The sequence below is a fragment of the Nocardia sp. NPDC051929 genome (genome assembly GCF_044548645.1).
Classification (GTDB): Bacteria; Actinomycetota; Actinomycetes; order Mycobacteriales; family Mycobacteriaceae; genus Nocardia; species Nocardia sichangensis.
The window spans coordinates 286,285-308,601 of record NZ_JBIUCG010000001.1 but is presented as its reverse complement, the minus strand read 5'-3'; the positions used below and the strand labels follow the sequence as shown (position 1 = coordinate 308,601).

The 22,317-nt window shown below is 67.2% G+C and carries 22 protein-coding genes; 16 read left to right on the top strand and 6 right to left on the bottom strand.

The features are described 5' to 3' along the window. Nucleotides 1–210 precede the first annotated feature (210 nt). Both ACIHAX_RS01200 and ACIHAX_RS01195 read left to right on the top strand, forming a co-directional pair. Nucleotides 211–711, top strand: a complete 501-nt coding sequence (locus ACIHAX_RS01200) for a DUF6879 family protein (RefSeq protein WP_357110235.1) — start codon at nucleotides 211–213, stop codon at nucleotides 709–711. Next, on the top strand, nucleotides 708–1,550 hold the full coding sequence (locus tag ACIHAX_RS01195; protein ID WP_356963628.1) for a helix-turn-helix transcriptional regulator: 843 nt from the start codon (nucleotides 708–710) through the stop codon (nucleotides 1,548–1,550). The genes ACIHAX_RS01200 and ACIHAX_RS01195 overlap by 4 nt, the downstream gene beginning before the upstream one ends. Nucleotides 1,551–1,724: 174 nt before the next feature. Here the strand turns inward: ACIHAX_RS01195 and ACIHAX_RS01190 are convergent, their stop codons facing one another. After that, a complete protein-coding gene (locus tag ACIHAX_RS01190) occupies nucleotides 1,725–2,723 on the bottom strand; it encodes a sigma-70 family RNA polymerase sigma factor (RefSeq protein ID WP_397275154.1) in 999 nt (332 codons plus the stop codon). 184 nt (nucleotides 2,724–2,907) lie between these two features. On the opposite strand from ACIHAX_RS01190, the gene ACIHAX_RS01185 reads away from it, so the two are divergent. Further along, nucleotides 2,908–3,327: a VOC family protein gene (locus ACIHAX_RS01185; RefSeq protein ID WP_397275152.1), complete on the top strand. Its 420-nt coding sequence runs from the start codon at nucleotides 2,908–2,910 to the stop codon at nucleotides 3,325–3,327. 72 nt (nucleotides 3,328–3,399) lie between these two features. Here the strand turns inward: ACIHAX_RS01185 and ACIHAX_RS01180 are convergent, their stop codons facing one another. Next, nucleotides 3,400–4,182, bottom strand: coding sequence for a crotonase/enoyl-CoA hydratase family protein (locus ACIHAX_RS01180; protein ID WP_355076882.1), 783 nt, complete (start codon nucleotides 4,180–4,182; stop codon nucleotides 3,400–3,402). Nucleotides 4,183–4,242: 60 nt separating this feature from the next. Between ACIHAX_RS01180 and ACIHAX_RS01175 the strand changes: the two genes are divergently transcribed. Further along, the gene (locus ACIHAX_RS01175; protein WP_397275333.1) at nucleotides 4,243–5,892 is read left to right on the top strand and encodes an acyl-CoA synthetase; all 1,650 of its coding nucleotides are present in this window, start codon (nucleotides 4,243–4,245) and stop codon (nucleotides 5,890–5,892) included. 405 nt (nucleotides 5,893–6,297) lie between these two features. Here the strand turns inward: ACIHAX_RS01175 and ACIHAX_RS01170 are convergent, their stop codons facing one another. After that, a complete protein-coding gene (locus tag ACIHAX_RS01170) occupies nucleotides 6,298–6,762 on the bottom strand; it encodes a hypothetical protein (RefSeq protein ID WP_397275150.1) in 465 nt (154 codons plus the stop codon). A gap of 30 nt (nucleotides 6,763–6,792) precedes the next feature. Further along, entirely contained in the window at nucleotides 6,793–7,980 is a 1,188-nt protein-coding gene (locus ACIHAX_RS01165) for an FAD-dependent monooxygenase (protein ID WP_397275148.1), read from the bottom strand. Between the two features lie 101 nt (nucleotides 7,981–8,081). Here ACIHAX_RS01165 and ACIHAX_RS01160 point away from each other — a divergent pair, with 101 nt between their 5' ends. Further along, nucleotides 8,082–8,669, top strand: coding sequence for a TetR family transcriptional regulator (locus ACIHAX_RS01160; RefSeq protein WP_397275145.1), 588 nt, complete (start codon nucleotides 8,082–8,084; stop codon nucleotides 8,667–8,669). A gap of 70 nt (nucleotides 8,670–8,739) precedes the next feature. Here ACIHAX_RS01160 and ACIHAX_RS01155 read toward each other — a convergent pair whose 3' ends face one another. Next, a complete protein-coding gene (locus ACIHAX_RS01155) occupies nucleotides 8,740–9,834 on the bottom strand; it encodes an acyl-CoA dehydrogenase family protein (RefSeq protein ID WP_397275143.1) in 1,095 nt (364 codons plus the stop codon). A gap of 20 nt (nucleotides 9,835–9,854) precedes the next feature. Then, nucleotides 9,855–11,048, bottom strand: a complete 1,194-nt coding sequence (locus ACIHAX_RS01150; protein WP_364425112.1) for an acyl-CoA dehydrogenase family protein — start codon at nucleotides 11,046–11,048, stop codon at nucleotides 9,855–9,857. Nucleotides 11,049–11,202: 154 nt separating this feature from the next. On the opposite strand from ACIHAX_RS01150, the gene ACIHAX_RS01145 reads away from it, so the two are divergent. From ACIHAX_RS01145 to ACIHAX_RS01095, 11 genes are all read left to right on the top strand, one after another. Next, nucleotides 11,203–11,391: a ferredoxin gene (locus ACIHAX_RS01145; protein WP_355076896.1), complete on the top strand. Its 189-nt coding sequence runs from the start codon at nucleotides 11,203–11,205 to the stop codon at nucleotides 11,389–11,391. A gap of 43 nt (nucleotides 11,392–11,434) precedes the next feature. Beyond that, nucleotides 11,435–12,337 (top strand): 3-oxoacyl-ACP reductase, encoded by a 903-nt coding sequence (locus tag ACIHAX_RS01140; protein ID WP_364425110.1) that lies wholly within the window; start codon nucleotides 11,435–11,437, stop codon nucleotides 12,335–12,337. A 289-nt stretch (nucleotides 12,338–12,626) separates the two neighbouring features. Then, nucleotides 12,627–13,391: an ABC transporter permease gene (locus tag ACIHAX_RS01135; RefSeq protein WP_355076899.1), complete on the top strand. Its 765-nt coding sequence runs from the start codon at nucleotides 12,627–12,629 to the stop codon at nucleotides 13,389–13,391. A gap of 4 nt (nucleotides 13,392–13,395) precedes the next feature. Then, a complete protein-coding gene (locus tag ACIHAX_RS01130) occupies nucleotides 13,396–14,247 on the top strand; it encodes an ABC transporter permease (protein WP_355076901.1) in 852 nt (283 codons plus the stop codon). Between the two features lie 5 nt (nucleotides 14,248–14,252). Then, a complete protein-coding gene (locus ACIHAX_RS01125; protein ID WP_355076903.1) occupies nucleotides 14,253–15,467 on the top strand; it encodes an MCE family protein in 1,215 nt (404 codons plus the stop codon). After that, entirely contained in the window at nucleotides 15,464–16,492 is a 1,029-nt protein-coding gene (locus ACIHAX_RS01120; protein ID WP_355076905.1) for an MCE family protein, read from the top strand. Before ACIHAX_RS01125 ends, ACIHAX_RS01120 begins: the two co-directional genes overlap by 4 nt. Beyond that, nucleotides 16,489–17,550, top strand: a complete 1,062-nt coding sequence (locus ACIHAX_RS01115) for an MCE family protein (protein ID WP_355076906.1) — start codon at nucleotides 16,489–16,491, stop codon at nucleotides 17,548–17,550. Before ACIHAX_RS01120 ends, ACIHAX_RS01115 begins: the two co-directional genes overlap by 4 nt. Continuing rightward, nucleotides 17,547–18,818 carry an MCE family protein gene (locus ACIHAX_RS01110; protein WP_397275140.1) on the top strand — a complete coding sequence of 424 codons (1,272 nt, stop codon included), beginning with the start codon at nucleotides 17,547–17,549 and terminating at the stop codon, nucleotides 18,816–18,818. Before ACIHAX_RS01115 ends, ACIHAX_RS01110 begins: the two co-directional genes overlap by 4 nt. Next, a complete protein-coding gene (locus ACIHAX_RS01105; RefSeq protein WP_355076909.1) occupies nucleotides 18,815–20,068 on the top strand; it encodes an MCE family protein in 1,254 nt (417 codons plus the stop codon). Before ACIHAX_RS01110 ends, ACIHAX_RS01105 begins: the two co-directional genes overlap by 4 nt. Then, a complete protein-coding gene (locus tag ACIHAX_RS01100) occupies nucleotides 20,065–21,489 on the top strand; it encodes an MCE family protein (RefSeq protein ID WP_397275138.1) in 1,425 nt (474 codons plus the stop codon). The genes ACIHAX_RS01105 and ACIHAX_RS01100 overlap by 4 nt, the downstream gene beginning before the upstream one ends. Then, nucleotides 21,486–22,277 carry a hypothetical protein gene (locus ACIHAX_RS01095; protein WP_397275136.1) on the top strand — a complete coding sequence of 264 codons (792 nt, stop codon included), beginning with the start codon at nucleotides 21,486–21,488 and terminating at the stop codon, nucleotides 22,275–22,277. Before ACIHAX_RS01100 ends, ACIHAX_RS01095 begins: the two co-directional genes overlap by 4 nt. The last annotated feature ends 40 nt before the right edge of the window (nucleotides 22,278–22,317 follow it).

Below are 22,317 nucleotides of genomic sequence, written 5' to 3'. Positions count from 1 at the left end.
CGAATCGGTTCGGGTTGCCACACCTGCTACTCGGGTTCTTGGAACCGGATACGTTCATCGGTGCGACGTTGACCGACACCGGCCGGGGAACATTCCGGCTCACCGGTCGGCCGGTCACTGAACCGGAACTACTCGCCCAGCTCGACATCGCGGACGACGAAACCGCTATAGAGGTTCCGAAGCTAGAAAGGACATTCTACGGTGCTGCTAGTGCCCGATGAAGGGTTCCCGGACCTACTCCGGACCTGCAAGCGGGAAGCGTTTCATCTCGAAGTGCTCGACACTTACGCCGAACCGAACGAGCATGAACCGTTCCGGCGATTCCTGGCAGACGAGCCGGATGACTACGCATGGTTCCAGCCGTGGACCGAGCTGATACAGGAGACGACCAGCCGGGGTGTAGCGGTCACACGGGTACGAATCGTCACCGAACCGCACACCGACTACACCCGGTTCGCGCTTGCCGTGGCAGCGCTCAATGTACGGGCCGGCGAAGACATTCGATATCTTCCCCGGCATCATGCCGGGGAAGTCCCTTCGGATGACTACTGGCTACTTGATGACGAAACAGTGGTCTTCTCAGCGTTCGGGGAGTCCGGAGGTTGGTCCGGTGCGGCAACTACCGACCCGCACATTGCCGCGTACTGTCGCGGGCTCCGAGCCCGGTTCTGGCCTCTTGCCACTCCGTTTCCGGAGTACGTCACACAGTGACCGGTTCAGTTGACCAGCAGCGCGAGTATCTCGGGGCGCAACTCCGGGGTATTCGTGTTGCCGCCGGGTTGTCCGGTGCGGAGTTGGCACGCCGTAGCGGATGGGACCCAAGCAAGGTCTCAAAGATCGAATACGGCCGGATACGCCCGTCTCTAGAGGACATCTCGGTGTACTGCCGACACTGCAACGCGGGTGACCAACTAGCAGACCTCCACGCGGCGCGGCAGAGCATCGATACCGCGTACCTCGAGTGGCGGAAGATTCTCGGTACCGGAACCAAGCGCAGACAGCAAGCGTCGATCAAGTGGGAATCCGAAGCTCGGATCATCCGATCGTTTGAACCGGTCTTGGTTCCCGGTCTTCTACAGACCGCCGACTACGCGGCGGGCATCCTGCGGAAGGTGATCGAGTTCCAGCAGATTCCGAACGATCTGGACGCGGGTGTATCCAAGCGGTTGCAGCGGCAACAAGTCTTGTATCAGCGGGATCACTTGTTCCACTTCGTCCTTGGTGAACAAGCGTTGTATACCACCGTTGGCGACGCTCAGACGATGGTCGGCCAGCTCGACCGGCTCTTAGCTGTCCAAGGTATGCCACGTGTGACGCTCGGTATCGTGCCGATGCTGGCACCGTTCGAGACGGCTACCACGTCGTTTCTGATGTTCGATTCGAGCCGTGTCCTGGTCGAAAACATCACAGCAGAGCTGTCGATCACTCAGCCGCGAGAGATAGCGGTGTATCACCGGACGTTCGATGTCCTGGCCGGTCAGTCCGTGACCGGCGAAGCAGCACGGGAGCTGATCCGTAAGGCGCTGGACGCCCGTACGCCCCGACCGTGACCGTGACCGTGCAGGGGGATTCGCTGGTCAGCGGTTCGGGAACCTTCTCCGCGTCGATCTTCGCGCACGGTGCAAGAGGACGGCGGCGCCTACTCGCGCCCGAACAGCAGGGCTCGAAGCGGTGCTGTTCACACGACGCATCCACGGCGCTTATGCCGCGAAGGGCGCCTCGGGTCAGATGCTCTCGCGCAGTTCAGGCGCGAGGCCGAAGAGCGGGAACAGCTTCTCGGTGTCCAGGAAGAAGTTCAGTCCGGCGATGGTGTCGCCGTCGAGTTCCAGCACCGTGATCGACCACGGCACCCACACGCCCGGCTCGTCGCTCGGCTTGTAGTGGCCGAAGGCGGGCAGGCCGTTGGCGCCTTCCAGCCGGACCAGTCGCGAATCGCGGCAGGCGCTTCCGTGGCCGAGCATGAACGCGGCCACGTTCTCCGGACCGGAGATCCACAGCTCGATCGGCGGCATGGACAGTGCCACATCCGCTTTCAGCAGCGAGGTGAGTGTGTCCATGTCGTAGGCCTCGAACGCCTTGACGAAACCGTCGACCAGTTTGCGCTGGTCCTCGTCGGTCTCGTCGTAGGTGTCGTTGGCCGCGGGCTGGACCTTCGACATGGTGGCGCGCGCTCGTTGCAGCGCGCTGTTGACCGACGCGGGCGACATGGTGAGCGCCTCGGCGGTCTCGTTGGCGGAGAAACGCAGCACCTCGCGCATGATCAGGATCGCGCGCTGGGTGGCGGGCAGGTGCTGGCAGGCGGCGACGAAGGCCAGGCGCAGCGTGTCCTTGGCGCTGGCGTGCTCGGCCGGATCGGCGCCGAAGGCCAGGGCGTTCGGGATCGGCTCGATCCAGACGTAATCCGGTTGGGGCGCGGGCAACGGCGAATCCGGCCGCGACGGACCGGACAGATCCATCGGCCTGGCGCGGCGCTGCGGACCGTCGAGCATGTCCAGGCAGACGTTCGTGGTGATCTTGTACAGCCAGGAGCGGAGGCTGGCGCGGCCCTCGAACGAGTCGTAGGACTTCCACGCCCGGGTGAGGGTCTCCTGCACCGCGTCCTCCGCTTCGAAGGAAGAGCCGAGCATGCGGTAGGCGTACGCGCACAGCTCCCTGCGATGGGTCTCGAACGCGGCGAGCAGATCGGGAGCGAGGCCCGCGGGGGAGGCTGGCGAGTCGTTCATGGGTGTCACCCTGCCACAGGCCACCGACAAGAAACAGGCTCTTCAACTCGAGTACCGCGCTGATCAAGATCATTAAACCTGTGCGGCCTGTGGGACGTGTCACGGTCGTCGCGGCGATGAATCGACCGCTCGCGGACCGTCATATCCGGTGACACGAAAAGAATTTGCTCGAGAGGAAGAGGCCATGAGCAGCAAGATGATCTTCATCAATCTCCCGGTCGCCGATCTGCACCGATCGATGGCGTTCTACGAGGCGCTGGGCTGGAAGGTCAACCAGGAGTTCACCGACGACAACGCCGCCTGCATCGTGGTGGACGACAACATCTGCCTGATGCTGCTCATCAGGGATTTCTTCACCACCTTCAGCAAGCGTCCGGTGGCCGACACGAAAGCGGCGATCAATGCCGCGTACGCGCTCGCGCTCGGCAGCGCCGAGGAGGTCGACAGCCTGACCGACGCGGCGCTCGCCGCGGGCGCGACCGAAGAGGTGAACGAGGACAAGCGAGCGCAGGAGGCGCAGGTCGGCATGCACGGCCGCACCTTCATCGACCCGGACGGTCACCAGTGGGAGCCGTTCTGGATGGATTACCCGGGCGCGAACTGAGCCCGGCGAGGGGTCGCCCCCGATGCGCGTGCACTGGCCGCGCATCGGGGGCGTAGGGCTCGATCCGGGAACTCAGTTTCCGGTGAAAGAGGGCTTGCGCTTCTCCGCGAACGCGCGCGGCCCTTCCTTGGCATCGGCCGAGCGGAATACGGACATGCCGAGCTTGGCGTCGATCTGGAAGGCGTCCTCCTCCGGCATGGCCTCTGTCTCGCGGATGGTGCGCAGGATGGCCTGCACGGCCAGCGGGCCGTTGGCGGCGATCTGCCCCGCGATCTCCAGCGCTTTGTCCAGCGCCGTGCCGTCCGGCACCACGTGCCCGATCAGGCCGATCTCCTTGGCCTCGGCGGCGGTCAGGTGCCGTCCGGTGAGCAGAATCTCGGCGGCGACGGTGTAAGGGATCTGGCGGACCAGCCGCACTGCCGAGCCGCCCAGCGGGAACAGGCCCCAACGCGCCTCGGACACGCCGAATTTCGCGCTCTCCCCGGCCACGCGGATGTCGGTGCCTTGCAGGATCTCGGTGCCGCCCGCGATGGCGGGGCCCTCGACCGCCGCGATCAGCGGCTTGGTCAGCCTGCGTCCCTTGAGCAGCGCCTCGAGCTTGGCCGGATTCCAGCCGCCGCCGTCGATGGTGTCGCCGGGGTGCTCGGAGGTCATGCCCTTGAGATCGGCGCCCGCGCAGAACGCGCCACCCGCGCCGGTCAGGATCGCGACCCGGATGTCCGGATCGTCGTCCACCTGGTTCCAGGCGTCTTTCATGATCGCCATCATCTCGCCGGACAGCGCGTTGCGCGCCTCGGGCCGGTTCATGGTGACGATGAGGACGTGGTCGCGCTTCTCGACGAGGCAGTGCGGCATCGCTGATTCTCCTGACTTCGAGCCTTGTCAGAAACAGTAACACGTTCTATTTTTATGGCTGTGAGCTACAACATAGCGGACCTTGTCGAACATGCCATCGACCTGATGCCCGACCGCGTCGCGCTGGCCGACGACGGCCGCGAGGTCACCTACGCCCAGTTGGAGGAGCGGGCCAACAGTCTCGCTCACTACCTGCAAGAACAGGGAGTCCAGCCGGGCGACAAGGTGGGTATCTACTCACGCAACACGATCGAGGCCGTCGAGGCCATGGTCGCGGTCTTCAAGGCGCGGGCCGTGATGATCAACGTGAACTTCCGATACGTCGAGAACGAGTTGCAGTACATCTTCGACAACTCGGACATGGTCGCGCTGATTCACGAGCGGCGCTACAGCGACCGGGTCGCCGCCGTTCGTTCCAAGACCCCGCAGCTGCGCACCGTCATCGTCGTCGACGACGATACGACCGGCACGATCGCCACCGCAGCGGATTCGGTGGAATACGAGGCGGTGATCGCGCAGTCCTCGGGCGAGCGCGACTTCGGCGAGCGTTCCCCGGACGACCTGTACATGGTCTACACGGGCGGCACCACCGGCATGCCCAAGGGCGTGATGTGGCGCCAGGAGGACGTGTGGCGCGTACTCGGCGCGGGCATCAACTTCATCACCGGCGAATACGTCCAGGACGAGTGGGAGCTGGCCAAGGTCGGTGCTGGCAGCCCGCCGATGGTGCGGTTCCCGATCCCGCCGATGATCCACGGCGGAGCGCAGTGGGCCACGTTCCACAGCCTGTTCGGCGGCGGCAAAGCCGTGATGCTTCCGGAGTTCTCGGGGCACGGCGTGTGGCAGGCCATCGATCAGCACAAGATCAATCTGATCTTCATCACCGGTGACGCCATGGCCCGCCCGATGCTCGACGCGCTGATCGAGGGCAATCCGGAAACCGGTCAGCCCTACGATCTTTCGAGCCTGTACGTGATGGCCAGCAGTGCGGCGCTGTTCTCGCCCGCGCTCAAGGACCAGTTCCTCGAGCTGTTGCCCAACCGGATGATCTCCGATTCCATCGGCTCCTCGGAGACCGGTTTCGGCGGTATCGCCATCGTCGCCAAGGGCGCGACGCACACCGGAGGGCCGCGCGTGAAGATCGACGCGTCCACCGAGGTGCTCGACGAGGACGGCAATCCCGTGCAGCCCGGCTCCGGTGCGGTCGGCATCCTGGCCCGGCGCGGGCACATCCCGCTCGGCTACTACAAGGACGAGGTCAAGACCGCGGCGACCTTCAAGGAGTTCAACGGCGTCCGCTACGCCATCCCCGGCGACTTCGCTCGCGTCGAGGAGGACGGCACGGTCACCATGCTCGGCCGCGGCTCGGTCAGCATCAACAGCGGCGGCGAGAAGATCTACCCCGAGGAGGTCGAGGGCGCGCTCAAGACCCACCCGGAGATCTTCGACGCGCTCGTGGTCGGCATCGAGGACGAGCGCTGGGGCCAGCGCGTGGTCGCGGTCGTGCAGTGCCGCGGCGAGTCCCGCCCCACCCTCGAGGAGCTGCGCCCCATGCTCACCCAGGAGATCGCGCCCTACAAACTCCCCCGCAGCCTGTGGTTCGTCGACGAGATCAAGCGCTCACCCGCGGGCAAGCCCGACTACCGCTGGGCCAAGGAACAAACGCAATCCCGCCCCGCCGACGACAATGCCGTGGCGAGCGCGAAGTAGCAGTCTGACCGCACGGCCGGCCACCGCGCCTCGCGGGGTGGCCGGCCACTACGGCATCAGCACCGCCGATCGGTCTGCCGTGGATGCCCCGTACCGGCGAGTGTCAGGTAGAGGGTGCGGTTGGCGTCATCGATTGCGTACCAGATCCGGCCGCCTCCGGTGATCTCGTATTGCCATTGCTCCAATTCCGCGCCGCCGAGTTTGACCGATTTGAGCTCATACTTCAGTCGATGCTGCCGCGAGAATTCGCCATGCTTCGAGGATCGCTGGTGATGTCGACCCATGCTCGATCGAGGTTTCCCGGGGCCTGGGCCAACAGTTCGGCCCAACCACGCGCGGCATTCGAGCTGTGCACGACAACGCGCCACGGATTGGGGCGCGGTACCCCATCACCTCGGTGCAGCTTCATTCCGCCGTTCCCGGCCGTGTGACCTCGGAGAAGTCCGCCGGGTCGAACGGCCCGGTCAGTCGGCGGGCGAGTTCTGGTTGCGCGTAGATCTCGGCGGTGCTCCGCCAAGCGGCCAGATCGCGGGCGAACGGAATGAACAATCCGGTGTCCGCACCGGCGATGAGCTGGTCCAGCAGTTCGCTCACCGCTTCGGTGCGTCCGGTCTCGGGTAGCCATTTCAGCCAGGGCAGCTCTTCGGCGAAAACGTCTTCCGCCAAAGACCGATTCGATCGGGCGATGATGGCGAGGGTGCGGGCGAGCAGCCGCGTCGCGGCCTCCTTGGCCTCGAACCGCTCCGAGCGAGACAGCACGAGATTCTCCGCGTCGCGGCGCTCCAGGATGACGTCGGCGTCGTCCAAGGCGGGAAACACCGACGTCTGTTTACGAATCAAGTCGCTGAAGGGAAAACTTCTCGCGGTCATGTTCCTAGCCTACGCGACTTCTGAAGTAGTTCAGTGGTTGGCGAGTTCCGACAGTTGGTAGGCGAGGCGGTGGCGAAAGGCCGGGATACGGGACAGGGTGCTGAGGACCAGGTTGCGGGCGGTGCGGGCGGGGCGTGCGCGCAGGGTGGCCATCTTGGTCATGCGGTCGGTGAACGAGACGACGCCGAGGGCGACAGGGCGGCGGGTGGTTTCGTAGTCATCCAGCAAGGTGTCCGGCTCGCCGGCCAGCACGCGAACCAGCAGCGGGCCGAGGGTGGCGGCATCTTGGATTCCGGTGTTCATGCCCTGGCCGCCCGCCGGGCTGTGCACGTGGGCGGCGTCGCCCGCGAGCAGGATGCGGCCGCTGCGGTAGTGGTCGGCGACGCGGTGGTGCACGCGGAAGCGCGAGCTCCACAGCACCTCGTGCACGCGCACCGTGCCGCCGGGGCCGCGGGTGTCCAGAAGCTTCTGGATGTCCTCCGCGGTCGAGTGCTCGGGCGCCGTTTCCAGGGTGGCGACCACGCGGAAGCGGTTCGGCTCCTTCTCGTCGGGCAGCGGCGCGACCACCATGACGCCCTCCGGTGAAAGGTGCAGGGCCACTTCGTCGCGCGCGATCGGCCAGTCCATCCGCACGTCGGCGAGGACGAAGGATTCCGGGTAGGTCGCGCCGGTGAATCCGATGCCCGCCTGCTCGCGGACGATGCTGTGCATGCCGTCGGTTCCGATGACGTAGTCCGCGCGGATGCTGCCCGGCGCGCCCGCCTCGTCGGTGTATTCGACCGTGACGCCGTCGTTCTCCTCCGCCACCCGGGTGACCTGGTACGGGCGCTGGACCTCCCCGCCCGCCTGCCGCAGTCGCTTCAGCAGCACCGCCTCGGTGGTGTCCTGCGGTGTCATCAAGGTGTAGGGGTAGCGGGTCGGCAGCCCGTCGAACCCGATGGTCGCCAGGGTGCGCCCGCCGTCGTGGACCGTGAAGCGCGCGACGATGTCGCCGGTCGCCACCAGTTCGTCCGCGATGCCGATCTGCTCGAGCACTTCCAGCGTCCTGGCGTGCACGACCGCGGCGCGCGAGGTGTTCGCGCCTTCGCTCAGCCGGTCCAGCAGGACGAAATCCACCCCCGCGTCGGCCAGGGTGATGGCGGCGGTCAGTCCGGCGGGACCCGCGCCGACGATCACGACGGAGGTGGTGGCGGGCAGCGGGTTCGGGGTGGCGGTCATCGGAACTCCTCAGGTCAACGTTTGTAGGCCAACGTTTGTTGACATAACCGTAGCGCGGGCCGCGCTAGGAAGTCAACAGTTGTTGGCCTACACTTGTTGGCATGACCGTAGAGCCTGATCAAGCCCCCGCTCGGCGCTCGGACGCGACGCGTGCGGCGATTCTGGAAGCGGCCCGTTCCCGATTCGCCGCCGAAGGTTTCCGCAAGGCGACCATCCGCGCCATCGCCGCGGACGCGGACATCGACCCGTCCATGGTCATGCGGTACTTCGGCAGCAAAGACGGCCTCTTCGCGGCGGCGGTCGACGTCCGGCTCGATCTGCCCGACCTCGGCTCCGCGGACCCGGACACCCTGGGCGAGCAGTTGGTGCGCCGCTTCTTCGAGATCTGGGAAGAGCAGCCGAACAGGGAGGTGCTGCTGACGCTGCTGCGCTCGTCGATCACCGACGAGGCCGTGGCCGAACGCGTCCGCGCCATCTTCACCCAGCAGATACTGCCCGCCGTCCTGCGTTTCGGGGCTCCCGCCGACGCTCCACGCAGGGGAGGTCTGATCGTCACGCAGATGCTCGGCCTCGCCCTGTGCCGCTATGTCCTGTGCCTGCCCCCGGTCGTAGCCTTGACCCGCGACCAGATCATCGCCGAGGTCGCGCCCACCCTCCAGCGCTACCTGACGTCCATCCCGACTGAGTGAAATCAGCGCGCAACGAAATCGGCCCGCACGACGTGCTGTCGTGCGGGCCGATCGGTCTGCCGTGCCGCGCTCAGCCTGCCAGCAACGCGCCGAGGGCGCGGAGGTGGTCGGTGCCGGCGCCGAGGGCGAACTCGTTGTGTTTGGCGGCGGTGAAGTAGTTGTGCGCGATGTGCTCGCGGTCGATGCCGACGCCGCCGTGCACGTGGACGACGGTGTGCGCGACGCGGTGGCCCGCGTCGGCGGCCCAGAACTTGGCGGTGTGCACCGCTTCGGCGGCGGGCAGGTCCTCCGACAGCAGCCATGCCGCTTGGGTGACCGCCAGGCGCAGGCCTTGGACGTCGATGTAGGCGTCGGCGAGCCGCTGCGCCACGGCCTGGAAGCTGCCGACCGCCTTGCCGAACTGCTCACGCTCCCTGGCGTAGTCGGCGACCAGCTCGAGCGCCCGTTCCAGAGTGCCGAGCTGTAGGGCGCTCAGACCGAGCCAGGCGCGAGTGAGGATCCAGTCCAGGATCTCCGCGCCACTGTCCACCGTGCCGACGAGTTCGGCGGGGGTATCGGTGAGTTCGACCGCGAATTCAGGGCTACGGTCGACCACCTGCTGCGCGGTCACGGTCGCCGCCGCGGGATCGACCAGGAACACCGCGGTGGTCCCCGAGACGGTGGCGGGCACCAGAATTCGCTCGGCCCGGTTCGCGAAGGGCACGGTGGTCTTCGCGCCGGTCAGCCGCCAGCCGTCCTCGGTCTCCACCGCGGTGGTGGTGGGTGCGGCGGGTTCCCAGTTGCGCTCCTCGGCCAGCGCGACCGTCAGGATGACGCTGCCCGCGCCCGCCCGCGTGGCCAGCTCCTGTTGCGCCGCGGAACCGAACCGCGCCAGCGCGCCCGCGCCGAGCGCGATCGACCACAGGTACGGCACGGCCGCGAGGTGCTTGCCCAGCTCGCGCAGGATCGCGGTCTGCTCGAGCGAGCCGAGGTCGCTGCCGCCGACCGCCTCGGGCAGCGCGGCCGCGAGCACGCCGGTCTCGGCGAGCGAGTTCCACAGCTGCTGATCGAATCGCTCGTCTGCGGTGTCGAGTTCGCGCAGCCGGTCGGCGGTGACGAGCTTGCCGCACACCTCGCCGGTCAGCCGGCCGAGATCGAGTTGGGCTTCGGTGGGGGTGAAATCCATGGCGTTCTACCTGCTTTCGATCAGCGCGCCGCGGCAGGCTGCTTGAGGGCGGTCATGGCGATGATGTCGCGCTGCACCTCGTTGGTGCCGCCGCCGAAGGTCAGGATGAGCGCGGCGCGGTGCATGCGCTCCAGACGGCCGCGCAGTTCCGCGCCGGGGGAGTCCTGGCGCAGGTAGGCCTGCGGCCCGAGCACCTCCATGAGCAACCGGTACGCCTCGGTGGCCAGCTCGGTGCCGTACACCTTGCAGGTGGAGGCGTCCCACGGGCGCGGAGCCGCGTCGCCGCCCGCGTCGGCCCGGCTGGCGATCTCCCAGTTCAGCAGCTTGAGGTACTCGACCTTGGCGTGCACCTTGGCCAGGTTGAGCTGCACCCATTCGCGATCGATCACGCGGGAGCCGTCACCGGCCTTGGTGTTGCTCGCCCACTCGACGGTCTGGCGCAGGGCCAGCGCGAGCGGTGCGGCCGAGGTGAGCGCGACGCGCTCGTGGTTGAGCTGATTGGTGATCAGCGCCCAGCCGCCGTTCTCCTGGCCGACCAGCGCGCTCGCGGGCACCCGCACGTCCTGGTAGTAGGTGGCGCTGGTGTCCGGCCCGGCCATGGTGTGCACGGGCGTCCAGGAGAAGCCCTCGGCGGTGGTCGGCACGATGAGCATGCTGATGCCCTTGTGCTTCTTGGCGGTCGGGTCGGTGCGCACCGCCAGCCAGACGTAGTCGGCGTAGGCGATCAGGCTGGTCCACATCTTCTGGCCGTTGATCACGTAGTCGTCGCCGTCGCGCACCGCGGTGGTGCGCAGGCTGGCCAGATCGGTGCCCGCGCCCGGCTCCGAGTAGCCGATGGAGAAGTGCAGTTCACCGGCCGCGATCTTGGGCAGGAAGAACTTCTTCTGTTCCGCACTGCCGTAGTGCATGATCGTGGGCGCCACCGAGTTGATGGTCAGGAACGGCACCGGCGCGCCCGCGATCGCGGCCTCGTCGGTGAAGATCAGCTGATCCATGGTGGGGCGATCCTGGCCGCCGTACTCCTTGGGCCAGCCCAGCGCCAGCCAGCCGTCGTGGCCCATCTGCTGGACCACCTCGCGGTAGACGTTGCCCTGCCCGTACTCGCCGGTCTGCGCGCTCAGGGCCTCCCGGCGCTCGGGGGTGATGAGCCGCGCGAAGTAGTCGCGCAGTTCCGCGCGCAGCTGCTCCTGTTGCGGCGTGTACGCAATGCGCATGGCTATACCTCATGCTTCGTTGGATCGGGTTCCCCCGATCATTGCATATGGACTGAAACATGTTCCAGTATTGATACTGAATCCTCCCGATGACGCCCCGGTGGAGCGGATCGGCTTGTTAGGCTTCGGCCAGAGTGGTGGTAAAGGAGTTGCCATGAAGATCAGTGTCGATCCAGACCAGTGCGAAGCTAATGGAATATGTGTCGGAATCGCCCCCGACGTGTTCGAACTCGATGACGAGGACGTGCTGCACATCGCGAACGCCGATGTGCCCGCCGATCGGCTCGCCGATGTCCAGGATGCCGTCGCGCAGTGCCCCAAGGCGGCGCTGCGGCTGCAGTGAAGGACTCTTGCCGTAAGTTGGAACACGTTCTAGAGTCGGCCGCGTGAGCAATGATCTGAGCCTGGCGGGCCGAGTAGCGATCGTGACCGGCGGCGGCGCCGGACTTGGGCGGGCCGAAGCGCTCGCGCTGGCCGAAGCCGGCGCGTCCGTGGTGGTCAACGACCTCGCCGAGTCCGACGCGGTCGCCGACACGCTCGGCGCGATCCGGGCGCTCGGCGCCAAGGCGGAGTTCGTCGCGGGCAGCATCGCCGAGCGCGCCACCGCCGACGCGCTGATCCGCGCCGCGGAGGAGTCGTTCGGCTCGGTCGACATCGTGGTCAACAACGCGGGCATCACCCGCGACCGGATGCTGTTCAACATGTCCGACGAGGACTTCGACGCGGTGCTCGCGGTGCACCTGCGCGGCCATTTCCTGCTGTCGCGCAATGCCGCCGCCTACTGGCGCGGCAAGTCGAAGCAGGCGGGCGCGCCGGTCTACGGCAGGTTGGTCAACACCTCCTCGGAGGCCGGCTTGCTGGGCCCGGAGGGGCAGGCCAACTACGGCGCCGCGAAGGCGGGCATCACCGCGCTGACCCTTTCGGCAGCGCGGGCGCTGGCGCGCTACGGCGTGCGCGCCAACGCGATCGCGCCGCGGGCGCGCACGGCGATGACCGAGGCGGTGTTCAGTCCCGCGCCGGAGGGGGAGCCCGATCCGCTGTCGCCCGATCACGTGGCCCGGCTCGTGGCCTATCTGGCCTCGCCCGCGGCCGATACGGTCAATGGGCAACTGTTCGTCGTCTACGGGGGGATGGTGGCGCTCATGGCGGCGCCCGTCGTCGAGCGCCGGTTCGACGCGGCCGCGGGGGAGTGGTCGCCGCAAGATCTGGCCGACACGCTGGGCGGCTATTTTGCCGATCGCCCCGATGGGCGGACCTTCTCGGCCTCTTCGCTGACCGAGTTGGGGTGAGCCGCGGCGGCTCGCCGCGAGCGCGCAACTGATCAGCTGTCCAACTGTTGATCATGGGATCGGTGCTTGGTAGACATAGGGACGGGTTATGTCTCACCTCACAAAGGTGGGATCATCACTCGCTGACACCGGTTCCAAATTTATATGCCGATCTTTCGAAAAATTGCACTTCAAATGTGTGAAAACTGCTACCGGCAACACGGTGAACATGTTCTAATCGTTCCGGCGGTGCGGCCACGGTGAGATTCGCGCCGTGTGCTGTGTCGCCGGTGAGCAAGGAGGATCGCGGATGAACGAGGTCCTTGCCGTGCCGTTGCGGGCCGTCGGCGGATTCTTCGAACTCACCGCCGATGTCGCACGCGCCAGCGTGCGCAGACCCTTTCAATGGCGCGAGTTCATCGATCAGTCGTGGTTCATCGCGCGGGTATCGATCGTGCCGACATTGCTGGTGGCCATTCCGTTCACCGTTCTGGTGAGCTTCACGCTGAACATTCTGTTGCGGGAGATCGGCGCGGCCGACCTCAGCGGAGCGGGTGCGGCGTTCGGTGCGGTCACCCAGGTGGGGCCAATCGTCACCGTGCTCATTGTCGCGGGGGCTGGCGCGACCGCGATCTGCGCCGACCTCGGCGCACGCACCATCCGCGAGGAAATCGACGCCATGCGGGTGCTGGGCATCGATCCGGTGCACCGCTTGGTGGTGCCCCGAGTGCTCGCATCGATGTTCGTCGCACTGATGCTCAACAGCCTGGTGTGCACCATCGGCATCGTCGGCGGATTTCTGTTCTCGGTGTTTCTGCAGGACGTGAACCCCGGCGCGTTCGTCAATGGCATCACGCTGCTCACCCATCTGCCCGAGCTGATCATTTCGGAGGTGAAAGCCGGATTGTTCGGGCTGATCGCCGGACTGGTCGCCTGCTATCTGGGCCTTAATGTCAAAGGCGGACCCAAGAGTGTCGGTGATGCGGTGAATCAGACCGTAGTCTTCGCTTTTATGGCCTTGTTCGTCGTGAACGTGGTGGTCACCGCCGTCGGCATCAAGTTCACGGCGCGGTGATCCGATGGCCTTCGTAATCGAATCCCGCTTTCCCCGTACCGTTCGACGGGTGCGCCGGATGTCGGACTCGCTCGATTCGGTGGGCAAGCATGCCGTTTTCTATGCCCAGGCGCTCGGCGCCATTCCACGGGCGCTGGTGCACTACCGGACCGAGACCATCCGGCTGATCGCCGAGATCAGCATGGGCACGGGCGCGCTGGCGGTGATCGGCGGCACGGTGGTGATCGTCGGGTTCCTGACCCTCTTCGCGGGCGGCACCATCGCCGTGCAGGGCTACAGTTCGCTGGGCAATATCGGCGTCGAGGCGCTGACCGGCTTCTTCGCGGCGTTCATCAATGTCAGGATCGCGGCGCCGGTGATCTCCGGCATCGGCCTGGCGGCCACCATCGGGGCCGGTTCGACCGCGCAATTGGGCGCGATGCGGGTCGCCGAGGAGATCGACGCGCTGGAGTCGATGGCGATCCGGCCGGTGCCCTACCTGGTGGGCACCCGCGTATTGGCCGGGATGATCGCGATCGTCCCGCTCTACGCGCTGGCGGTAATCGCCTCGTTCCTGGCCAGCCGGTTCGCCACCGTGGTGATCTACGGGCAGTCGGCGGGCGTCTACGACCACTACTTCTCCACGTTCCTCATCCCGAGCGACATCCTCTGGTCCTTCGCCCAGGCGATCTTCATGGCACTGGCGGTCATGCTGATCCACACCTACTACGGCTACAACGCCGCGGGCGGGCCGGTCGGCGTGGGTGTCGCGGTGGGCAACGCGGTGCGCACCTCGCTGGTCGCGGTGGTCACGGTGACCTTGTTGATCTCGCTGGCCATCTACGGCACCTCCGGCAACTTCCATCTCTCCGGATAAGCGACATGGCGGAATCGAAGCAAACGGAAAACCGCCTGGTGCGGGCGCTGCGCGGCGGGCTCGGCCTGAAACTGGCCGGGGCGGCGATGGTGCTGGCGCTGGTCGCGATCATGGCGGTCGCGCTGATCATGTTCGTCGGCGGGTTCACGCCCACCGCCACCGTGACGGTGGACGCGCCGCGCAGCGGCCTGGTGCTGGACCCGGACGCCAAGGTGAAGGTGCGCGGTGTTGAGATCGGCCGGGTGGCCTCGGTCGACCACACCGACGAGGGCGCCAGGCTGAAGCTGGCCCTCGATCCGGAACTGCTGAAGCTGGTGCCGTCCAACGCGGACGTCGACATCAGGTCCACCACGGTGTTCGGCGCGAAGTACGTCAACTTCATCGTCCCGCAGCAGCCTGCGACCACTTCGCTGCAACCTGGCGCGGTCGTCACCGCGCAGCGGGTGACCGTCGAGTTCAACACGCTGTTCCAGCACCTGTCCGACGTGCTCGCCAAGATCGAGCCGGAGAAGCTGAACGCGACGTTGTCCGCGCTGGGCACCGCGCTACAGGGCCGCGGGGAGAAACTGGGCGAACTGCTCGAGCAGAGCGACGCCTACCTGCGCGACATCAACCCGTATCTGCCGACGCTGCAACAGGATCTGGCGAAGACCGGCCAGGTCACCGACCTGTACGCGGACTCGGTGAACGATCTGCTGCGCACCGTGGACAACTTCACGGTCACCAGCAAGACCCTGACCCAGGAACAGGACAGCCTGGACAACGTGCTGGTGAACCTCACCGGCTTGGCCGACACCACCGGATCGGTTCTGCGCGACAACGAGAATCAGCTCGGCACGGCGCTGGATCTGCTGCGTCCGACCACCGGATTGCTCGACGAGTACGCGCCCGCGCTGTACTGCTTGATCGGCGGCCTGGGCAAGGCGCTGCCGATGGGTGAGGCGGTCTTCGGTGGCTTGCAGGAAGGCGTCGCGCTGAACACCGGCTTCATGTACGGCGCGAAGCCGTACACCTACCCGGAGGATCTGCCCAAGGTCAACGCGACCGGCGGCCCGCAGTGCGGAGGCATCCTGGACCGGGTGCCGGGCAGCCACTCGGACTATGTCGTCACCGACACCTCGGAGGGGCATGTGTACACACCGTCGACGACACTGAGTGTCAACCCGCCGAAGATCTTCCAGATCCTGTTCGCCGGACTACCGGGGGTGCCGCGCCCGTGAAGAACACCGCGACCACCGTCAAACTGGCCATCTTCACCCTGGTGATGACGCTGATCTTCGCAGGCCTGGCGGTCGTGTTCAGTCAGATGCGCTTCGCGCGGGAGAACGGCTACCACGCCGTGTTCACCAGTTCCTCCGGCATGCTGCCCGGGGCGAAGGTGCGCATCGCGGGCGTGCCGGTCGGCTCCGTCAAGTCGGTGAAGGTCGGCAAGGACTATCTCGCGCACGTCGAGTTCGATGTCGACCGCAAGTACCGGCTGCTCACCAGCACTCGTGCGGCGATCAAATACGAGAACCTGGTCGGCGACCGCTATCTCGAGCTGTCGGAGGGCCCCGGCTCCAACCGCGTCTTGCAGCCGGGCGGCACCATCGCCAAGGAACAGACCGCGCCCGCCCTCGATCTGGACATGTTGCTCGGCGGTTTCCGGCCGCTGCTGCGCGGACTCGACCCCGGCCAGGTGAACGACCTGACCAACGCGCTGCTGCAGATCTTCCAGGGCCAAGGCGGCACGCTGGTGTCGCTGCTCAACAGCGGCGGCTCGTTCGCCAAGACGCTCGCCGACCGGGACGCCCTGATCGGCAGCGTGATCAACAACCTCAACGCGGTCCTGCAGACCATCGATGAGCGCGGCGACCAGTTCGCCACCACGATCGCCGAATTACAACGCTTGATCAGCGGATTGGCCGCCGACAAGGACCAGATCGGCGACGCGATCCCGCGCATCGCAGGCGCCACCGGCGATCTGACCGATCTGCTCTCCCAAGCCCGCCCCGATCTGCGGGGCACCATCGAGCAGACCGGGCGCCTGGCCACGAATCTCGACGCCGGGTCGGACACGGTCCAGTGGGTGCTGGACCGGCTGCCGTCGACCTATCGCCAGCTGATCCGCATCGGCTCATACGGCTCCTTCCTCCAGCTCTACGTCTGCTCGACGAACTTCCTGGTGGACGGCCCGAACGGCCAGACGATGAAGATCAACATGCCCGGGGCGCAGACGACCGGAAGGTGTGCGGACAACCGATGAAAGAGCAGCGATCACCCGCCATCACCATCGGCATCGTCGGCCTCGTGCTCGCCGTGGCGGTGGCGCTGTCGGCCCTGCAATTCGACCGGCTGCCGTTCATCCGTTCCGGCGCGACGTTCACCGCCTACTTCGCCGACGCGGGCGGCCTGCTGCCCGGCGACCCGGTCCAAGTGGCGGGCGTTCGATCCGGTCGCGTGGAGGACGTCAGCCTGGACGGCGCGAAAGTGCTCGTCCGGTTCACTCTCGCGGAGTCGATCGTGCTCGGTGAGAAGACTTCGGCGGCGATCAAGACCAACACGGTGCTCGGCCGCAAGTCGCTGGAGCTGACGCCGTCGGGCACCGGCGCGCTGCGCGTCGACGACACCATCCCGCTCGAGCGCACCACATCGCCGTATTCGCTCAACGAGGCGCTGAGCGACCTGGCGGGCACGGTGCACGACCTGGACCTGGACCGGGTCGACCAGACCCTCGACGCGCTCTCGGCGACCTTCGCCGACACGCCCGCGCCGTTGCGCTCGGCGCTGGACGGCGTCACCGCGCTCTCCCGCAGCATCAACGCGCGCGATCAAGCGCTGACGGACTTGCTGAAGCGGGCGCAGAACGTGACGAAGATCCTCGCCGACCGGGGCAACCAGATCAGCGCGCTGCTGCTGGACGGCAACGAACTGCTCGGCGAACTGGACCGGCGGCGCACCGCCCTCGGGCAGCTGATCGTCTACGTCAACGGACTCGCCCAGCAGCTCTCCGGCCTGGTCGCCGACAACGAGGCGCAGCTGAAACCCGCCCTGGACAAATTGAATTCGGTGCTGGCGCTGTTGCAGCGCAACAAGCAGAATCTCGCGGACGCGCTGGACGGGCTCGGACCGTTCGCCGCGGCCCTGGGTGAGCAGGTCGGCAGCGGTCCCTACTTCCAGGCCTACGTGATCAACGCGGCGAGCAAGACGCTGCAACCGCTGGTGGACGCGCTGGTGTGGCCGCAGCACCTGCCGAGTGATCTGCAGAGCTACCTCACGCCGTCCCCATCGATCGAACCCGCGATACAGGAGCCGCCGCGGTGAATATCGTACGGAAACTACCTCGCTGGGCGTTGGTGCTGGCCGGAGTGGTCGTCGCGGCGCTCGTGGTCGCTGTCGCGTGGAACGGCATAACCCGGATCGGGACCACTAAGGTCACCGCCTATTTCACCTCCACATCCGGCCTGTACGCGGGCGACGACGTGCGGGTGCTCGGCGTCAAGGTCGGCCGCATCGACGCGATAGAGCCCGGCGCGGATCGGGTGAAGGTGTCCATGACCCTGAATCGCGGAGTCGACGTCCCCGCCGACCCGAAAGCGGTGATCATCTCGCCTTCGCTGGTCTCGGCGCGTTTCATCCAAATCGCGCCCGCCTACACCGGCGGTCCGAAATTGAAGGACAACAGCGTGATCCCGATCGAGCACACCGCGGTGCCGGTCGAATGGGACGACATCAAGGCCGAGCTGTCCAAGCTGGCCACCGCGCTCGGCCCGGTCGGCGACGACAAACAGGGGTCGTTCGGCCGCTTCGTCGACACCGCCGCGAACAACCTCGACGGCAACGGACAGCGGTTCCGCGACACCCTGCGGGAGCTGTCGGCCACCTTGAACACGCTGTCGGACGGCCGCACCGACCTGTTCGGCACCGTGCGCAACCTGCAGAAGTTCGTCGACGTGCTGTCGGCGAGCAACGAGCAGATCGTGCAGTTCGAAGGCAGGCTCGCGTCGGTGTCCTCGGTGCTGGCCGGGGTCTCCTCGGATCTCGGCGCGGGCCTGGACAACCTGGACGCGGCGATCGTCGACGTGCGCCGGTTCATCGCGGGCAGCGGAGCGGAACTCACCGAGGGCGTTCAGCGGCTGGCCGACGCCACCCAAGTGCTGGTCGACAAGCGACCGGAATTGGAACGCGTCCTGCACTCCGGCCCGACCGCGCTGGTGAACTTCTACCAGATCTACAAACCGGCCCAAGGCACCCTGACCGGCGCGATCGCGCTGAACAACCCGGCCGACCCGCTCGGCTTCCTGTGCGGCTCGGTCCGCGCGCTGGAGACCAACGACTCCGATCGCAGCGCCGACCTGTGCGCGCAATACCTCGCGCCCGTGATCAACAGCCTGAGCATGAACTACGTGCCGATCATGACGAACCCGGCCAGCGGCGTGACCGCGTTTCCCGACCAGCTGGTGTACTCCGATCCCAGCCTGGCCGGGCGGGTGGCGAGCCAGAATCCGGCGCAGCCGCAGCCCGCTCCGGTGAGCATCCCGGACGGCCTCGCCGGGCTGGCCATCCCGGGCCTGACAGGAGGAGGGCGATGATGCCGAGGCGGCGGATGCGCCGCACCGCCGCCGTCGCGGCGGGGCTGGCGGTGGCGCTCGGCGTCACGGGCTGTCAGTGGGACGGACTGAATTCGCTGCCCATGCCCGGCACCGAGGGGACCGCGCCCGGCTCCTACGAGGTGCGCGTCCAGATGCCGAACGTCACCACGCTGACCAGGAATTCGCCGGTGCGGGTGCATGACGTCGCGGTCGGCACCGTCTCGAAGATCGAGGTGGAGGACTGGCACGCGCTGGTCACCGTCTCGCTGAACCCGGACGTGCACCTGCCCGCGAACGCCGTCGCCAAGATCGGGCAGACCAGTCTGCTCGGCTCCAACCATCTCGAGCTCTCCGAGCCGACCGATCAGCCCCCCGAAGGCCAGTTGAAGGCCGGCGACGTCATCCCGCTCGCGCGTGCCGGAACCTATCCGACCACCGAGCAGGTGCTGTCGTCGCTGTCGGTGGTGCTCAACGGCGGTGGCGTCGCGCAATTGGAAACCATCACCCACGAGCTGAATTCCGCGCTCACCGGGCGGGAGGACGCCATCAGGGACCTGCTGCCGCAGCTGAACGAGCTGACCACGAACCTGGACCGCCAGACCGGCGACATCATCGCCGCGATGAGCGGACTGGACCGGCTCGGCGGTCAGCTCGCCGAGCAGCGCGACGTGGTGGCGGAGGCGATCGAGCAGATCCATCCGGCGTTGACCGTGCTGGCCGATCGCCGCGCGAACATCACCAGGGCGATCACCGCGCTGGGCGAGCTGAGCGACGTCGTGCGGCGCATCGTCGCGGCGAGCGGCGACGACTTGAAGGCCAACCTGCACAGCCTCGTGCCGGTGCTGAAGTCGCTGTCGGACACCGGCAGCGATCTGACCGAGGCGCTGAAGATCCTGGCCACCTTCCCGTTCCCGATGAAGAACCTGGACCACGCGATCAAGGGTGACTACCTCAACCTGTTCATGACCGTGGACATCACCGGCAAGCGGCTGGATTCGAACTTCCTCACCGGAACGCCGCTGGGCGGACGGTTCGGCGGCGTGGAAGGCGCGCTCGGCAGCTTCGCGCCCGGCACGGCAGCGCAGAACGGCGACCCGGCCACGGGCCCGTTGCAGGCGCCGCCGCCCGCGGCGAGCCAGCCCGCCCCGACGATCCCGGGACTCCCGCCGATCCCCGGCATTCCCGCCATTCCCGGGTTGACCGTGCCCATGCCGGGCAACACCGCGCCGCAAGGGGGTCCGGGACAGTGACACTCACCCGGTTCGTCCGTACCCAGCTGATCATCTTCTCCGTGCTGACGGTGATCGGCCTGGTGGTCATGGGCGGCACCTACGTCAAACTGCCGGCGATGTTCGGCATCGGGCGCTACGAGGTCACCGTGCAGCTGGCCGCGACCGGTGGTCTCTACCCGACGGCCAACGTCGCCTATCGCGGCACGAACGTCGGTGTGGTGAAGGAGGTCCGGCTGACGCCGGTCGGCGTGGACGCGAAGCTGTCCATCGCCAGCGACTACAAGATTCCCTCGGATGTCGACGCGTGGGTGCGCAGCGTCTCCGCGGTCGGCGAGCAGTACGTGGACCTGGTGCCCGCGCAGAACCGCACGGGCGGAAACCTGCGCGACGGCAGCGTGATCCCGGTGGAGCGCACCAAGCTGCCGCAAGACGTCGGCGCGCTGCTCGACCAGGCCGACCGGCTGCTGTCGAGCGTCGCGGACACCCGGCTGAAACAGGTCATCGACGAGGCGTTCCTCGCGTTCAACGGCGCGGGACCGGATCTGCAACGGTTCATCGATTCCGCGTCGTTGCTGGTGCAGGAAGCGCAGGCCAACGCGGAACCGACGAAACAGCTGCTCGACCGGATCGGGCCGCTGCTGGACACCCAGACCCGCTCGGACGCCGCGATCCGTTCCTGGACCGCCGATCTCGCGACGGTCACCGACCAGTTACGCGGTCACGACCCCGCGCTGCGTGGCATCCTGCGCGAGGGCCCGTCGTCGATGCAGCGGGTGACCAACCTGTTCGAGGACCTGCGCCCGACGCTGCCGCTGCTGCTGTCGAATCTGGTCAGCGTCGGTCAGGTCGCCGTCACGTATCACGCGGGGCTGGAGCAGATCCTGGTGGTGTATCCGCCGCTGGTCGCCGCGCTGCTGACCGCCGTCCGCGGTCCGCTGGAATACGGCGCGCTGGTCGACTTCATGGCGCTGGTCAACGACCCGCCCGCGTGCACGACCGGCTTCCTCCCGCCCGACCAGCGGCGCTCGCCGAGCGAGCTCGACACCCCGGACACACCGCCGGGCCTGTACTGCAAGGTTCCACAGGACGCACCCGAAGCGGTGCGCGGCATCCGCAACACGCCGTGCGCCGAGGTGCCCGGTGTGCGCGCCCCGACGCCGGAACTGTGCCGCACGGGGTACGTTCCGATCGGTGACAACCCGCCGTTCGGGCCGCCGCGTCCGGTGGCGCCCGCCGCCGCGCCCGCGAGCGAGCCCCCGGTCGTCGCACCCGCGAGTTACGGTGGCGGCACACCAGCCGCCGCACGGTCGTACGACCCGGCCACCGGCGTGTACATCGGCACCGACGGCCGTACCTACCGACAGGGCGATATCGGACCGGGCGGTTCGGGCGCGGTACCGTCGAGCTGGCAGGCGATGCTCGAGGAGCAGCAACGATGAGTGAGAGCAACGGAGAAGGTCACCGCGCGCGACGGCGTGCGGTGCGCTCGGCCGGGCCGCCGGTCGAGGAGAACGCGACCGGTGGCGTGCGGACCGTGGTCGCGAAGGACCCTGCCACCGCGACCGAAACCGGCGTCGCGGACGGCGGTACGAGTTCGGTTGCGGCCGAGCCGGAGGTCTCATCCGCTTCGGCGCCGGTCACGGACGACTCGAGCGTCGATGCGGCGAAGGTATCCGTGACGAAAACCGACGCCGAACCCGACTCCGAGGCAACACCGGCCGAGCCCGAAGGGAACAAACGGCGCGGAGTCCCGCGTGTCCTCGCCGCGGCCGCCGCGGCCTTGCTGGTCGTGGCGCTCGTGGCCGGTGCGGTCGTGTCGGTTGTCGCGGCGCACGCGACGCACGAACGTGACCAGCGCCGAGCCGAATACGTGGAAACCGCCAGGCAGGCGATCGTCAACCTGACCACCATCCGCGCCGATACGGCCAAGCAGGACATCGACCGGATCCTCTCGCTGGCCTCGGGGGAGTTCAAGACCGAGTTCGACGGCCGGGTCGACCCGTTCACCAGCATCGTGCAGCAGGCCAAAGTGGTCTCCAGCGGCGAGATCGTCGAGGCCGCGCTGGAAAGCGACGACGATCGCTCCGGACGGGTGCTGGTCGCCGCCAAGCAGACGCTGACCAACGCGGGCCAGGCCGAGCCGCAGACCAGGTACTACCGGTTCCGGGTCACCGTGTCGCGCGGCGATTCGGGGCTGTCGGTGTCCAACGTGGAGTTCGTGGCATGAACGGTCAGGCCCGGAGGCGGCAGCGGAGCGTGACCACGCA